Below are 15,057 nucleotides of genomic sequence, written 5' to 3'. Positions count from 1 at the left end.
TCCGGACGGAGGGGATTCACCCGATGGGGTGCGGCCGTACGTATGCCGATGGGCCGGGCGGAACATCCATACGGATGACCGGCCCGGCCCATCGTGCCGTCGGCGGAATCAGTCGCGGGTGGCCTCGGCCGGCTCGGCCGCACCCTTGGCGCGGGCGCCCTCGGCGGCGTCCGCGGTGTCGTCGGCGGAGGCTTCCCCGGTCGGCCGCAGAGCGGGCTGGGGCAGTCCGTCGATCTTCGAGACCAGGCCGGTGACCTGGCGGGCGATGTCCGGCGCGGTGAGCCCGATCTCCGCCATGACCTCCTTGCGGGAGGCGTGGTCGAGGAACTGCTCGGGGATGCCGAAGTCGCGCAGCGGCACGTCCACACCCGCGTCGCGCAGCGCCTGGGAGACGGCCGAACCGACGCCGCCGGAACGGACGTTGTCCTCGACGGTGACCACGACCCGGTGCTTGGCGGCCAGCCCCGGCAGCGCCGCGTCGACCGGCTTGACCCAGCGGGGGTCGACGACGGTGGTCGAGATGCCCTGCTTGTCCAGCAGGTCGGCGATCTCCAGGCACATCGGTGCGAGCGCGCCGACGGACACCAGGAGGACATCGGGCCGGGTGACGCCCTCGGCGGGCTCCCGCAGCACGTCCATGCCGCCGATCCGTCCGACGGCCTCCACGGCGGGGCCTACGGCGCCCTTGGAGTAGCGCACCACGGTGGGCGCGTCATCGACCTCGACGGCCTCCCGCAGCTGGGCGCGGACCTGGTCGGCGTCGCGCGGTGCGGCGATCCGCAGGCCGGGTACGACCTGAAGGATCGACATGTCCCACATGCCGTTGTGCGAGGCGCCGTCGGTACCGGTGACACCGGCCCGGTCCAGCACGAAGGTGACGCCGCACTTGTGCAGCGCGACATCCATCAGCACCTGGTCGAAGGCGCGGTTGAGGAAGGTGGCGTAGACGGCGAAGACCGGGTGCAGACCGCCGGTGGCCATGCCCGCGGCGGAGACCGCCGCGTGCTGCTCGGCGATGCCGACGTCGTAGACGCGGTCGGGGAAGGCCTTGGCGAACTTGTCCAGGCCGACGGGCTGGAGCATGGCCGCCGTGATGGCGACGATGTCCTTGCGCTCCTTGCCGAGTTCGACCATCTCGTCGCCGAAGACGGACGTCCAGTCCTTGCCGCCCGAGGAGATGGGCAGGCCGGTGTCGGGGTGGATCTTGCCGACGGCGTGGAAGCGGTCCGCCTCGTCCTGGAGGGCGGGCTGGTAGCCGCGGCCCTTCTCGGTGAGGCAGTGGACGATGACCGGGCCGCCGAAGCGCTTGGCGCGCGTCAGGGCGGATTCCAGCGCCTCGATGTCGTGGCCGTCGATCGGGCCGACGTACTTCAGGCCCAGGTCCTCGAACATGCCCTGCGGGGCGATGAAGTCCTTCAGGCCCTTCTTGGCGCCGTGCAGGGTCTCGTAGAGCGGCTTGCCGACGACGGGCGTGCGCTCCAGCAGGTCCTTGCCGCGGGCCAGGAAGCGCTCGTAGCCGTCCGTGGTGCGCAGCGTCGCCAGATGGTTGGCGAGGCCGCCGATGGTCGGGGCGTAGGAGCGCTCGTTGTCGTTGACGACGATGACGAGCGGGCGGTCCTTGGCGGCGGCGATGTTGTTCAGCGCCTCCCAGGCCATGCCGCCGGTCAGCGCACCGTCACCGATGACCGCGGCGACCCGGTTGTCGCAGCCGCGTACCTCGTTGGCCTTCGCGATGCCCTCGGCCCAGCCCAGCACCGTGGAGGCGTGGCTGTTCTCGATGACGTCGTGCTCGGACTCGGCACGGGAGGGGTAGCCCGACAGGCCGCCCTTCGCCTTGAGCTTGGAGAAGTCCTGACGGCCGGTGAGCAGCTTGTGGACGTAGGACTGGTGCCCGGTGTCGAAGAGGACCTTGTCCTTCGGGGAGTCGAAGACACGGTGCAGGGCGATGGTCAGCTCGACCACGCCGAGGTTGGGGCCGAGGTGTCCGCCAGTCTTGGACACCTCATCGACGAGGAAGGTACGGATCTCCCCCGCCAGCTGCTCGAGCTGCTCCGAGCTCAGTCGGTCCAGATCGCGCGGTCCCTTGATACGGGAAAGCAGCGCCCTCCCGTCGCCCGCCACCACCCCGGCCGGACTCGCCTTGCGCGGCACCTCCTGCACCCCTGCCTCCTTGCTGCTTGCTGCCTGCTGCCGTGGATCGAGCTTGCCGATCAGATGAGTCTAATGTCGCGCCCGCCGCGCCGACGCCCGGGCCTTGCGATGTATGTCACTCGGGTGAACCCGGGTTTCGGCGCACCGCACGGCATACGTCACCGCGCGCGGAACGGCCCCCACCGGATGATGCCCGGTGGGGGCCGGTGCCGTCGGACGGGGACCGCGGTCAGGTACGTCCGGCCGTTTTCTGCGTCCGGCGGGAGACCGAGTCGATCACCACGGCGGCGAGCAGCACCGCGCCGGTGATCATGTACTGGATCTCACTGGCCATGCCGAGCAGGTTCAGGCCCTGCTGGATCGACTGGATGACCAGCATGCCCAGCAGCGCGGACCAGATCTTGCCGCGGCCGCCGAAGAGGCTGGTGCCGCCGATGACGGCCGCCGCGATGACGTTCATCAGGGTGTTGCCGGAGCCCAGGTTCTTGGTGGCGCCACCGGAGAGGCTGGCGATGAACAGTCCGCCGAAGGCCGCCAGCATGCCGGACACCGCGAAGACGCTGATCCGGATCTTGTTGACATTGATACCGGCGCGGCGGGCCGCCTCGGCGTTGCCGCCGACCGCGAAGATCTGCCGTCCATAGGTGGTACGGCGCACCACGAAGTCGGCGATGACCAGGACCGCGAGGAACAGCACCAGGGCCAGCGGCAGACCGCGGGCGCCGGCCGGCTCGTTCAGGACATAGGCGACGACGAAGGCGAGCACCGCGACCACGCCGGTGCGCAGCAGGATCTCGCTGAGCGGCCGGGACGGCAGCGCGGCGGCCCGGCGGCGCTTGCTGTCCAGCAGCAGCGATCCGGCGTAGGCGAGCACCGCGACCAGGGCGAGACCGTAGGCGGCGCCCTTGTCCTCGAAGTAGTAGCCGGTGAGGTTCTCCACGACACTGCCGCTCGGCGTGTTGATGGAACCTTCCTTGCCCATCATCCAGATCTGGAGACCGCTCCAGCCGAGGAAACCGGCCAGGGTGACGACGAAGGCCGGCACTCCGATCTTGGCGAAAAAGAACCCGTGCAGGGCGCCGATCGCCACACCGGTCGCGATGGCGATCAGCACCGCGACCCAGTCATTGACGCCGTTGGTGACGCTGAGTACGGCCCACACGGCCGCGCCGACGCCCGCCACCGAGCCGACGGACAGGTCGATCTCGCCGAGCAGCAGCACGAAGACGATGCCGACGGCCATGATGCCGAGGCCCGAGGTGTAGACGCCGATGTTGGCGAGGCTGTCCGCGGACAGGAAGCTGCTGTTCTTCAGCTGGAAGACGACCGCGATGACGAACAGGCCGATGATGACCGGCAGCGAGCCCAGCTCACCGCCGCGCACCCGGCGCTTGAAGTCGTTGAGGTAGCCGGCGAAGCCCTGCTCGCGGACGAGCAGCCGGGGGTCGACGGCGGCCGCCTGGACGGCGTCCGCGGCCGGGGTGTCCGCGGCCGGGGCGTCCGTCTCCGGGGTGTCCGCAGCCGGGGCGTCCGTGGCGGGGGCCTCCGTGGTCTCCGCGTCCTCCGCCGCCCCGGGCTCGGTCGCCGCCGGCTCCTTGGTCAGGTCACTCATGCCCCGACCTCCTTCTTCACCTGGTCCGTGCGCGCCTTGCGGCGGGTCACGGCGTTGTCCGAGGCGCCGGTGATGGCGGCGATGATCTCTTCGTGGGAGGTGCCCTCGACGTCGAAGACACCGTTGTTGCGGCCCAGCCGCAGCACCGCGACCCGGTCCGCGACGGCCTGCACATCGGCCATGTTGTGGCTGATGAGGATCACGCCCAGACCGCGCTCCCGCAGCCGCTCGACGAGGTCGAGGACCTGCGCGGTCTGCTCGACACCGAGCGCGGCGGTGGGCTCGTCCAGGATGACGACCTTCGGGTCGCCGATCAGTGCCCGGGCGATGGCGACGACCTGCCGCTGACCACCGGAGAGCGCCGCGACCGGGATCCGGACGCTGGGGATCCGGATGGACAGGGTGTCCAGCAGCTCCTTGGCCCGCTTCTCCATGGCGATCTCGTCGAGGACGCCGACGGTGCGGGTCTCGTTGCCGAGGAAGAGGTTGGCGACGACATCGAGGTTGTCGCAGAGCGCGAGGTCCTGGTAGACGGTGGCGACGCCGAGTTCCTGGGCGTCGTGCGGCTTGTTGATGCGGACCGTCGCGCCCTGCCATTCGATGGCGCCGTCGTCGACCGGGTGAACGCCCGAGATGGTCTTGACGAGGGTGGACTTGCCGGCGCCGTTGTCGCCGACGAGGGCGACCACCTCACCGGGGTGGATCTCCAGGGTGACGTCCGTGAGTGCCTGGACGGCGCCGAACCGCTTGGAGATTCCGCGCAACGCCAGCACAGGCGTAGCGGACACGTGAATCATCTCCTTCGCCGCCGTCACAACGGCGGGGATGGTGGTGCGTGGAGCGGGGGGCTTACGGGGGACGGTCCGGCGTCCGCGCCCGGGGCGGGGCGGCGCGGGTACGGGCCGGTAGGGGTAGGGGCCGGTCTCGCGGGCCGGTCGGGGTACGGACCGGTGGGGTGCGGGCCGGTCGGGGTAGGGACCGGTCGGAGTGCGGACCGGTGGGGATACGGCCGGTCCGGGGCCGCGGGCGGTGCCGCGCGGCCCCGTCTGACCGGGAGCCTGGGGCCGTGGGGCCCGGGGCCGGGGCCGAGGGCCGTGGGACCGGGGCCGGGGAGTCGGCGCCGGACGGCCCGGGGCCGGGGCCCGGGGCCTTTTACTTGATGCCGGCCGTCTCGCAGGCCTTCTTGGCGTCGCCGGTGCAGATCTGGCTCGCCTTGTAGACCTTGTCCTTGAGGATCGTGGACGCGATGTTGTCCTTGGTCACGATCTGCGCGTCGTACAGCTTGGCCGGGATGTCCTTGACCTCGCCGCTGAGGCTGTCGACCTTGGTGTCCGTCAGGGAGTCGATCTTCTCGCCCTTGAGCAGCTTGACGGCGATCTCGGCCGTGGAGTCGGCCTGCGGCTTGATCTGCTTGTAAATGGTGAAGGCCTGGTCACCCTTGAGGATCCGCTGGAGACCCGCGAGCTCGGCGTCCTGGCCGCCGACCGGGACGTCCACGCCCTTCTGCTTGAGCGCGGTGATGATGCCGCCGGCCATGCCGTCGTTGCCGGAGTAGACGCCCTGGAAGCCGTCCTTGCCGAGCGAGTCAAGGGCGGCGCTCATCTTCTTGTTGGCCTCGTCAGGCGACCAGTCGGGGATGTCCTGCTCGTACGCGACCTTCTTGACCTGCTTGTCGAGGACGCTGTGGGCGCCCTTCTTGAAGAACGGCATGTTCGGGTCGGTCGGCGAACCGTTGATCATGACGACATTGCTGTCCTTGGCCTTGTCGCCGAGCGCCTTGACCAGCGCCTGGCCCTGGAGGCGGCCGATCTTCTCGTTGTCGTAGGACACGTAGGCGGAGATGTTGCCCTCGGCCAGCCGGTCGTAGGCGACGACCTTCACGCCCTTCTTGGCGGCCTGGTTCACCCAGGACTTGGTCGCCTTGTAGTCGACGGGGTCCAGGATGATCACCTTCACGCCCTGGGTGATCAGCGCGTCGAACTGCTTCTTCTGGTTCTCGGTGTCCTGCGAGGCGTTGTTGTACTGCACCTTGCAGTCGCTGCACAGCGCGTGGATCTTCGACTCCATGAGCGGGCGGTCGAAGGTCTCGTAGCGGGTGGTCTTGTTCTCCGGAAGCAGCAGACCGATGGTCTTGTTGTCGCCGCCGCCCGACTTGGCGCCGTCACCGGCCTTGCCGCAGGCGGCCACGGAGAGCGCCATCGAGACGGCGGCAGTGCCTATGACGACGCGACGCGTCCAAACATTCATGGGGGTGCCTCCCTGACGAGGCCGCGTCGTTGCGGCCGAGGTGGCTGGAAGTCAACTCGGCCGCCAGCCGACCGTCAAGGAGTAAATCCTTAACGAGATGACAACGGTGCCATGCGTTAGCTGCGTGAACTCAGCGCGCTCACGCCAGGGCAGGTGCGTCCGCCGGCTGCACCCCGTCGAGCAGGGTCGAATCGCCCATCTCGCTCAGCACCAGCGCCAGCGCGCCGAGCACCTCCGCGCGGCCGCCGAGCGTGCCGGGGACGATCCCCAACTGCCGTGCCGCGCTGGGGATCGCGTACCGCGACACCGACTCACGGATCGGCGCGAGCACCAGCTCACCGGCCTCGGCAAGATCCCCGCCGAGCACCACTCGGCTGGGATTGAGCAGATTGCACAGATTCGCCACACCACTGCCGATATAGCGCCCTACGTCCGCGATGACCCGGCGGCAGCCCGGGTCGCCGTCGCGGGCCAGCTGGACCACCCGCGCCATGGTCAGATCGGGCCCGTGGCTCGGCTGAAGCAGCGGGAGGACGTACCGGGCCGCGGTGAAGGTCTCCAGGCAGCCGCGGTTGCCGCAGCGGCACACCGGACCGGCCTCGTCCAGCGTGATGTGCCCGATCTCGCCCGCCGTACCGCCCGGCCCGCGGTAGATCTGCCCGCTGATCACCAGCCCGGCGCCGACACCGCTGGCGACCTTGATGTACGCCAGGTCGGCGGCCCCGCGGCCGCCGCCCCACACCAGCTCGCCCAGGGCGCCGAGGTTGGCGTCGTTGTCGACGTGGACGGGCACCCCGAGGCGCCCGGAGAGTTCCTGTCCGGGGTTCGTGCCCGTCCAGCCCGGCAGGATCGCCGTGGAGCCGAGCGTCCCGGATTCGACGTCGATCGGCCCCGGCACGCCGAGGCCGACGCCGACGACCTTGCCGGCGTCGATCCCGGTGGCCGCGATCAGCCGGTTGACCAGCTGTTCCGCCCGGTCGAAGCCCTCGGCGGCGGAGGCGTCCACATCGATCGGCTCGGCCTCCTCGGCGAGCACCTGGTGGGCGAGGTTGCCGACCGCCACCCGCAGATGGGAATGCCCGAAATCGACCCCTACGACGATGCCCGCATCGCCGGAGAGCGAGACACTGCGCGCCCGCCGCCCGCCCGCCGAGGTCGGCGTCACCTCGACGGTCCCGCCGTCCTTCAACTCGCGAACGATGTTGGAAACGGTGGCCGCGGACAGCCCCGTGCTCCGGGCGATCTCCGCCTGCGTGAGTGAGCCCGCCATACGCACCGCGCGTACGACCCGCTCCAGATTGGCCCGGTGCAGTGAGGACTGCGACCCTGGAGTCTCCATCGACTCATCCACTCCCGTCTGGGGCCGGGGGCGCCTCCCAGCGGCAGCTGGGGAGGCACGACGACCGCCCGCCGACCGCACCCACGTCTTCGGGGGGCGGCCATCGATTCAACATGTGAACTCTAAGCAGAACGCCAGCCGGGAAGTCTCGTCAAGGCGTTGAGCCCGGCATGATCGGAAAGCGGCTGATCCGGGCACCCATGAAGGCGGCCCCGCCGCCGCGGAGCCGCCCCGGGAGGCGTGCCGGAGGGCACGCCAAGGTGGCGCGAATCTTTCGCCGGACCGCCGGACCGCCTGCCTCTGAAGCGGCGCCCGGCCCGCCCCCCCCTACTTCAGTGCGCCGGCCGTCAGACCGGCCACCACCTGCCGCTGGAAGATGATGTACGCGGCGAGCACCGGCAGCATCGCGATCGTCAGCCCGGCGAACAGACCGGACCAGTCCCCCTTGTAGCCCTGACTCACCGCCAGGGCCACCAGACCCTGCGTCAGCATCTTCTTGTCCGGCTCACCGACGTTGAGCACCGTCGGCAGCAGATACTGATTCCACTGGCCGAGGAAGTTGAAGATGCCGACGCTGATCAGGCCGGGCTTGGCCATCGGCAGCATCACCTGGAAGAAGGTGCGGGTGTGCGAGGCGCCGTCGATGAGCGCCGCCTCGGCCACCGACGTGGGCAGCGTTCTGAAGAACCCGCTGAGGAAGAAGACCGTGAACGGCAGCGAGTAGGCGATATAGACCAGGATCAGCCCGTGGTACGTGTCCAGCAGCGCCATGTTCTTCATGACGAAGAACAGCGGGACCAGCGCCAGGATGACCGGGAAGCCCATCCCTCCCACGAACAGGAAGTACAGAAAGCGGTTGCCGGGGAAGTCGAAGCGGGCCAGGACATACGCCGCCATCGAACCCAGCAGCATCGTGCCGATCAGCGAACCGCCCACGACGATCAGCGAGTTGAGGAAGTACTGGCCCATGTTCGCCTTGTCCCAGGCGCGCGACCAGTTCTCGAAGTGCAGGACCGACGGCAGCCCCCAGGGTGAGCCGAAGATCTCGCTGTCGTCCTTGAAGGAGCTCACCACCGCCCACAGCAGCGGCATGGTGACCAACAGGCCCCAGATCACCAGGACTCCGTGCGAGAAGACATTGAGGACCTTGCCCTCACTGCTTCCGCCACCGTGGCCGTCCTTGTGCGCCTGGCCGCCGCGCGGGCCGGGCAGCCGCGCCGCGTCCGGAGCCGGTGTGTGCTCCTTCGTCACCCCCGGGAGGTCCGCGGGGTCGGTCTGCGCACTCATCAGAACTCCAGTCGCTCGCGCCGGCCCAGCCGCATGACGACGGCCGAGAAGACGAGGGTCACGATCAGCAGGGAAACCCCGATCGCGGTCGCATATCCGGCCTGACCGTCCCGGAAGGTCTTCTGGTACACGTACAGCGGGAGGACCTCGGTCGAATAGTCGGGGCCGCCCGGACCGACGCTCATGATCTGCACGAAGGCGAAGGCCGATACGTCCAGGGCGAGAATGCCCATATAGATCCAGCCGGTCTGAACGGTGTCCCACAGCAGCGGCAGGGTGATCCGGAAGAAGGTGTTGAAGCGGTTCGCACCGTCCAGCAGCGCGGCCTCGTAGAAATCCTTCGGAATGGAGCTCATACCGGCGGAGAAGAGCACGACATAGAAGCCGACATTGGCCCACACCATCGCCGCCATCACACACCACAGCGCGATCTGCGGATCCCCCAGCCAGTCCGGCTGCACACCGTCGAGCCCGATCGCGTCGAAGAAGGCGTTGAGCGCGCCGCTCTCCGGGTTGTAGGCGAACTGGAACAGCAGCGCGACGATCGGGACCGACAGCACCTGCGGGAAGAAGTAGAGGATCTTATAGGCGCCCGAGCCGCGCACCCCGCCGATGACCGCCTTCTTCCGGCGGCGGCCACCGACGTTGAGCATGAAAGCGAAGAAGAGCCCGAGCGAGAGCGTCACCACCGGCAGAAGCAGCAACAACGTCACGCTGTTGCCCACGGCGGACCAGAAGACCTCGTCCTGGAAGAGCCGCGCATAGTTGTCGAAGCCGACCATCTTCATGTCCGGACTCAGTCCGGTCCAGTCCGTCAAGGAGTAGTAGATGGCCTGCACAAAGGGCGAGATCACGAAGATCGCGTAAATCGCCAGCGGGAGGACCAAGAATCCCGCGATGAAACGGTACTTACCGTGTTTCATGACTACCGATCCCGTTCTCTGCCTGCGCGGGCCGCCGCCGGTACCGCATCGAACGTCGCGGTCAGCGCTTGTACTTCTTCACGCTGGAATCGTCGCGGGTGTCGTCCGCATACTTCTGGATCTTCTTGATGGCCTCGTCGGGAGTCAGCCGGCCGGCCATCATCTCGCCCAGCGCACCGACGCCGATCCGCTCCTTCTGGAGCGCCACATACCAGTCCTGCAACCGCGGATTGACGATGTTCTGCCCGGCCTTCTCCAGCGCCACCTGCGCCGATGCCAGGCCCGGCGGGAGCTTCAGCCCCTCGGTGCCGCCGTTGAGCGAGGTGAGCGAGGAGACCTGCCGGATGAAATTCTGCGCGGACTTCTTGCTGAGCATGATGCGCAGCAGTTCCATACCGCCCTCGGCGTTACGCGCCTTCCTCGGCACGATGTACGGCTCGCCGCCGGAGGCCCAGATGGTGCCGTAGGGCATCTTGTCGGAGTCCGACAGGCTGGACGGGGCGCCGACCGCGAGATCGAACTGCGGGTTCTGCGCGATCTGCTTGGCCGACTCGTTCTCCACCCAGGAACCGTTCGGGATGAACAGCGCCTTACCCTCGGCCCACGCCTTCTGCGACTGGAGGTGGTCCAGGCCGGGCGAGCCCTTGAGGACATAGCCCTTCTTGTAGAGCTCGTAGTAGGCGTCGAAGGCCGCCTTGACCGCCGGGTCCTTCCAGGCGTTCGGCTCCAGATTGTCGATCTTCCGCAGAACCTCCGCACCACCGATCTTGGCGATGAACGGATAGAGGCTGAAGGGAAGGTAGTACGGGTACTTGCCCGGGTACGTCCAGCCCGCGACGCCCTTCTTCTTGGCCTTGGCGCACAGGGCCAGCATCTCGTCCCAGGTTTCCGGGTACTCCGCGTCCAGCTTCTTCAGATTGCCCTTGGAGTACCAGACGCCATAGACCGTGTACGCGTAGTAAAGGATCCAGGTTTCCTTGCCGCCGAACTGGCCCATTTCGACGACACCGGGGCGCAGGGTGTCCCGCACCTTCTTGTTCGGGTCATCGACGGACGGGGCGTCCAGCAGCGTCGAGAGGTCGGTCAGCTGGTCCTTGGCGACCAGCGTGCCGAAGTCCATTTGTTCCGCACCGGAGTTGTCGACCAGGTCTGGGGGATTTCCGCCGTTGAAGCGCGGCTGAAGCGTCGACTGGATCTTCTGGGTCGACGAGAGCTTCACCTTGCCATCGGCCTTCGGGAAGGCCTTGAGGTACTCGCTCTGCGCGTCCTTGGCGTACTTGTCACCGAATCCGCCGTCGAAGATGACGACATCGAGGCCGGCCGTCTCATTGACCGCGAGCGGATTCTTGGCGGACTTCTTGCCCTTTTCGACCTTGTTATCGCTGTCGCTGCCGCCGCCGGCGCACGCCGACAGCACTCCCATGGCCGGTACGGCGACGATCCCCAGGGCCGCGGCTCGCTTGACCAGATCACGACGGTTGAATGCTGAGGTGGATCCCATGCTCAAGTCCTCGCCTTCTTCAGGACTCAGGCGGTGTACCGGAGCCACCCCGGCACCGCGGGTCAGATGAAGCTGAGTTGTACGGGATGTGCACCGGGCGTGCTAGAGAAATGCGGGGCAGTCATGCGTTCCCGCCTTCCCCCCGGATCCACGGCCTTCGTCGTACGGCCGGTCGGACGCCGACAGGTATAGTCCACTTCCGGTCGCAGGGGCAAGATCGAATGCAGGGTTGGACGGCAGTCTTTCCCTAGTTGAGACCTCCCCGGTATGCGGGGATTCGCCCGGCCGTCCCCCGCCGCCCGACCGGCGGCACGACCGGCGGCACGACCGGCGCACCGATCGCAGCGGCACCCTTGACACCAAAGTCCCCACGCACCTTACTTATCTCTGTTTATCTCGGCGCCATGTAACTGACAACGATGTCAATCTCGTTGAGAGGGCTCGCGTGCGGCTCAGACACCGGCACAGTCCACTGCGGGGGATCGCCCGCCCCGCCGCCCTCGCGGCGGCCGCTCTGCTCGTCATCACCGCGCCCGGCCCGGCCCAGGCCGCGCCAGCCCAACCGCCCCGAGGGGCAACGGAGTTCCACTCCTCCTTCGAATCCGGCGAACCGCAGCCGGACTGGACCGACACCGTCGAGACCGGCCCCGACGGAAAGCCCCGGACCTCCGGCGTCAGCCCGGAGACCACCCCGGCGACACCCGGGATGAACACCGGGACCGACACCGGCCCCCGCGACTCCCCCACCGCCAAGGCCCACGCCGGCTTCACCGGAGGGCACGCACTGCGCTACGCCGGCACCCACACCGCCGCCGGCCGCGGCTACTCGTACAACAAGATTTTCGACGTCAACCTGCCGGTCACCGCGGCCACTTCGCTCTCCTACAAGATCTTCCCGGAGATGGCGAAGAGCGACCCGGTCTACCCGGCGACCCATACCGCCGTCGATCTGGCCTTCACCGACGGTACGTACCTCAGCGAACTGTCCGCCGTCGATCAGCACGGCGCACCGCTGACGCCCCAAGGCCAGGCCGCCGCCAAGACGCTCTACGCCAATCAGTGGAACAACCGGGAAGCGCGGATCGGCGCGGTCGCCGCAGGCAAGACCGTCGACCGGATCCTGGTCGGCTATGACGCGCCGGCGGCACCACGGACGGCGCCGGCCTTCCGCGGCTGGATCGATGACCTCACCCTCGCGCCCAAGGCCCCGGACAAACCGCTCGCCCACTACTCCGACTACGCCGTCACCACCCGCGGCACGCTCTCCAGCGGCAGTTTCTCGCGCGGCAACACCTTCCCCGCCACCGCCGTTCCCAACGGCTTCAACTTCTGGACCCCGGTCACCAACGCGGGCTCGGCGGACTGGCTCTACGAGTACGCGCGGAAGAACAACGCCGACAATCTCCCCACCCTCCAGGCGTTCAGCGCCAGCCATGAGCCGAGCCCGTGGATGGGCGACCGGCAGACCTTCCAGGTCATGCCGTCCGCCGCGGCCGGCACCCCGGACGCCTCGCGTACCGGCCGGGCGCTGCCCTTCCACCACGACAACGAGACCGCCAGGCCGCACTACTACGGCGTGACCTTCGACAACGGCCTCAAGACGGAGATCACACCCACCGACCATGCCGCGCTGATGCGCTTCACCTTCCCCGGCGACCGGGCGAGCCTGATCTTCGACAACGTCAACAGCAAGGGCGGGCTGAGCCTGGACACCGAACGCGGGATCGTCACCGGCTTCTCGGACGTCAAGAGCGGACTGTCCGTCGGCGCCACCCGGCTGTTCGTCTACGCCGCCTTCGACGCCCCGGTCACCGGCGGCGGCCGGCTCGAAGGCGGGGCCGGGAAGGACGTCACCGGCTACCTCCGCTTCAAGCCCGGGGCGGACCGCACCGTGACGATGCGGATCGCGACCTCGCTCATCAGCGTGGAGCAGGCGAAGGCGAATCTGACCCGGGAGATCCCCGACGGCGCGTCCTTCGCCGGCGTCAAGGACCGGGCGCAGTCGCAGTGGGACGACCTGCTGGGCCGTATCGAGGTCGAGGGCGCGAACCGTGATCAGCTCAGCACGCTCTACTCCAACCTCTACCGGCTTTACCTCTACCCCAACTCCGGCTTCGAGCAGGTCGGTGCGCGCAGTCGCTACGCCAGCCCGTTCTCGCCGCAGGTCGGCCAGGACACCCCGACCCGCACCGGCTCGAAGATCGTCGACGGTGAGGTGTACGTCAACAACGGCTTCTGGGACACCTACCGGACCACCTGGCCCGCCTATTCGCTGCTCACCCCGAAACGCGCGGGGAGAATGGTCGACGGCTTCGTTCAGCAGTACAAGGACGGCGGCTGGATCTCCCGCTGGTCCTCGCCCGGTTATGCGGACCTGATGACCGGGACGAGTTCCGATGTGGCGTTCGCCGATGCCTATGTCAAGGGGGTGGATTTCGATGCCGAGGCGGCCTATGCCGCGGCCGTCAAGAACGCCACCGTCGCCCCGCCGCACCCCGGGGTCGGCCGTAAGGGCATGACCACCGCGCCCTTCCTCGGCTATACGAGCACCGATACCCGCGAAGGCATGTCCTGGGCACTGGAGGGCTACCTCAACGACTTCGGTATCGCCCGTATGGGCAAGGCGCTGTACGAGAAGACCAAAAAGCCCCGCTACAAGGAAGAATCGGCCTATTTCCTGAGCCGCGCCCAGAACTACGTCAAGCTCTTCGACCGCCGGGTCGGCTTCTTCCAGGGCAAGGACGCCAGGGGCGACTGGCGGCTGCCGCCGGGCAGCTTCGACCCCCGGGTCTGGGGCCATGACTACACCGAGACCAACGCCTGGACCTTCGCCTTCACCGCGCCGCAGGACACCCGGGGGCTGGCCAACCTCTACGGCGGCCGCACCGCCCTGGGCAAGAAACTGGATGCGTACTTCTCCACGCCGGAGACCGCGTCCAAGGAATTCGCCGGCTCCTACGGCCAGGTCATCCATGAAATGACCGAGGCCCGCGACACCCGTATGGGCATGTACGGGCACAGCAATCAGCCCTCGCATCACATCGCCTATGTCTATGACGCGGCAGGGCAGCCCTGGAAGACGCAGGAAAAGGTCCGCGAGGCGATGTCCCGGCTCTACCTCGGCAGCGAGATCGGCCAGGGGTACCCGGGCGACGAGGACAACGGGGAGATGTCCGCGTGGTACGTCTTCAGCTCGCTCGGCTTCTATCCGCTGGTGATGGGCCAGGGCGAATACGCGGTGGGCTCCCCGCTCTTCACCAAGGCCACGGTCCATCTGGAGAACGGCCGCGATCTCACCGTGAACGCCCCGCGCAACAACGCGCGCAATGTCTATGTCCAGGGCCTCCGGGTGAACGGCAGACCCTGGAATTCCACCGCCCTGCCGCACCAACTCCTCGCCCGCGGCGGCACCCTGGACTTCGCCATGGGCGACCGGCCCTCCGCCTGGGGCACCGGAGCGCACGCCGCCCCCACCTCGATCACCAAGGACAGCCACGTCCCCGCCCCGCCTCAGGACGTCACCGCCCCCGACGGCGGCCCGCTCGTCGACAACACCTCCGACACCGCGGCCGAACTGACCGACGCCCCAGTGGACCTCACCCGGCCCACGCAGGTCACGTCCTACACCCTCACCTCAGCGGACCACGCCACGGCCCCGGCCGGCTGGACGCTGGAGGGCTCCCCGGACGGAAAGCGGTGGACGCGGCTGGACCACCGCGACGCCGAGTCCTTCACCTGGGACCGGCAGACGCGGGTGTTCGGCATCGCCCGGCCGGGCAGCTACCGGCACTACCGGCTGGTGCCCGACGGCCCGGGCACCCTCGCCGAGATCGAGCTGCTCAGGACGCCATGAACCCCGTTGCCCCTTGGCAACTACGAGGAGCTCCGGCAGCTACCGCCTGATCCGCTGAGACCGGGCACGGCAAAGGGACGGGCCGCACCCCCTCGACCGAGGGAGTGCGGCCCGTCCTGATACCGCGGGGGCTTGCTTGCGGCT

The 15,057-nt window shown here is 68.4% G+C and carries 9 protein-coding genes; 1 reads left to right on the top strand and 8 read right to left on the bottom strand.

Annotation, left to right across the window (positions count from 1 at the left end):
- Window positions 1–108: 108 nt before the first annotated feature.
- The 8 genes from dxs to ngcE form a co-directional block, all read right to left on the bottom strand.
- Window positions 109–2,100: a 1-deoxy-D-xylulose-5-phosphate synthase gene (gene dxs, locus CP981_RS29625; protein ID WP_208853089.1), complete on the bottom strand. Its 1,992-nt coding sequence runs from the start codon at window positions 2,098–2,100 to the stop codon at window positions 109–111.
- Between the two features lie 280 nt (window positions 2,101–2,380).
- Window positions 2,381–3,763 carry a sugar ABC transporter permease gene (locus CP981_RS29620; RefSeq protein ID WP_085927702.1) on the bottom strand — a complete coding sequence of 461 codons (1,383 nt, stop codon included), beginning with the start codon at window positions 3,761–3,763 and terminating at the stop codon, window positions 2,381–2,383.
- The gene (locus tag CP981_RS29615) at window positions 3,760–4,560 is read right to left on the bottom strand and encodes an ATP-binding cassette domain-containing protein (protein WP_078886026.1); all 801 of its coding nucleotides are present in this window, start codon (window positions 4,558–4,560) and stop codon (window positions 3,760–3,762) included. The genes CP981_RS29620 and CP981_RS29615 overlap by 4 nt, the downstream gene beginning before the upstream one ends.
- Window positions 4,561–4,915: 355 nt before the next feature.
- Window positions 4,916–6,010, bottom strand: coding sequence for a substrate-binding domain-containing protein (locus CP981_RS29610; protein ID WP_229893912.1), 1,095 nt, complete (start codon window positions 6,008–6,010; stop codon window positions 4,916–4,918).
- A gap of 139 nt (window positions 6,011–6,149) precedes the next feature.
- A complete protein-coding gene (locus CP981_RS29605) occupies window positions 6,150–7,349 on the bottom strand; it encodes an ROK family transcriptional regulator (RefSeq protein ID WP_085927704.1) in 1,200 nt (399 codons plus the stop codon).
- Between the two features lie 327 nt (window positions 7,350–7,676).
- Window positions 7,677–8,636 carry a carbohydrate ABC transporter permease gene (locus tag CP981_RS29600; protein ID WP_107429593.1) on the bottom strand — a complete coding sequence of 320 codons (960 nt, stop codon included), beginning with the start codon at window positions 8,634–8,636 and terminating at the stop codon, window positions 7,677–7,679.
- Window positions 8,636–9,559: a carbohydrate ABC transporter permease gene (locus CP981_RS29595; RefSeq protein ID WP_085927705.1), complete on the bottom strand. Its 924-nt coding sequence runs from the start codon at window positions 9,557–9,559 to the stop codon at window positions 8,636–8,638. The genes CP981_RS29600 and CP981_RS29595 overlap by 1 nt, the downstream gene beginning before the upstream one ends.
- Before the next feature lie 61 nt (window positions 9,560–9,620).
- Window positions 9,621–11,060, bottom strand: a complete 1,440-nt coding sequence (gene ngcE, locus CP981_RS29590) for an N-acetylglucosamine/diacetylchitobiose ABC transporter substrate-binding protein (RefSeq protein ID WP_085927706.1) — start codon at window positions 11,058–11,060, stop codon at window positions 9,621–9,623.
- A gap of 445 nt (window positions 11,061–11,505) precedes the next feature.
- On the opposite strand from ngcE, the gene CP981_RS29585 reads away from it, so the two are divergent.
- Window positions 11,506–14,913, top strand: coding sequence for a GH92 family glycosyl hydrolase (locus tag CP981_RS29585; RefSeq protein WP_107429594.1), 3,408 nt, complete (start codon window positions 11,506–11,508; stop codon window positions 14,911–14,913).
- Window positions 14,914–15,057 lie beyond the last annotated feature (144 nt).

Origin of the sequence: Streptomyces platensis, from assembly GCF_008704855.1 — a bacterium.
GTDB classification, from domain to species: Bacteria; Actinomycetota; Actinomycetes; order Streptomycetales; family Streptomycetaceae; genus Streptomyces; species Streptomyces platensis.
The sequence above is the reverse complement of the archived record's forward strand: the minus strand, read 5'-3'. Positions and strand labels throughout refer to the sequence as shown.

Bases quoted from the DNA above. Each gene is read 5' to 3' on its own strand.
- CP981_RS29620 (WP_085927702.1), bottom strand. From the start codon at position 3,763: ATGAGTGACCTGACCAAGGAGCCGGCGGCGACCGAGCCCGGGGCGGCG.
- CP981_RS29615 (WP_078886026.1), bottom strand. From the start codon at position 4,560: ATGATTCACGTGTCCGCTACGCCTGTGCTGGCGTTGCGCGGAATCTCC.
- CP981_RS29610 (WP_229893912.1), bottom strand. From the start codon at position 6,010: ATGAATGTTTGGACGCGTCGCGTCGTCATAGGCACTGCCGCCGTCTCG.
- CP981_RS29605 (WP_085927704.1), bottom strand. From the start codon at position 7,349: ATGGAGACTCCAGGGTCGCAGTCCTCACTGCACCGGGCCAATCTGGAG.
- CP981_RS29600 (WP_107429593.1), bottom strand. From the start codon at position 8,636: ATGAGTGCGCAGACCGACCCCGCGGACCTCCCGGGGGTGACGAAGGAG.
- CP981_RS29595 (WP_085927705.1), bottom strand. From the start codon at position 9,559: ATGAAACACGGTAAGTACCGTTTCATCGCGGGATTCTTGGTCCTCCCG.
- ngcE (WP_085927706.1), bottom strand. From the start codon at position 11,060: ATGGGATCCACCTCAGCATTCAACCGTCGTGATCTGGTCAAGCGAGCC.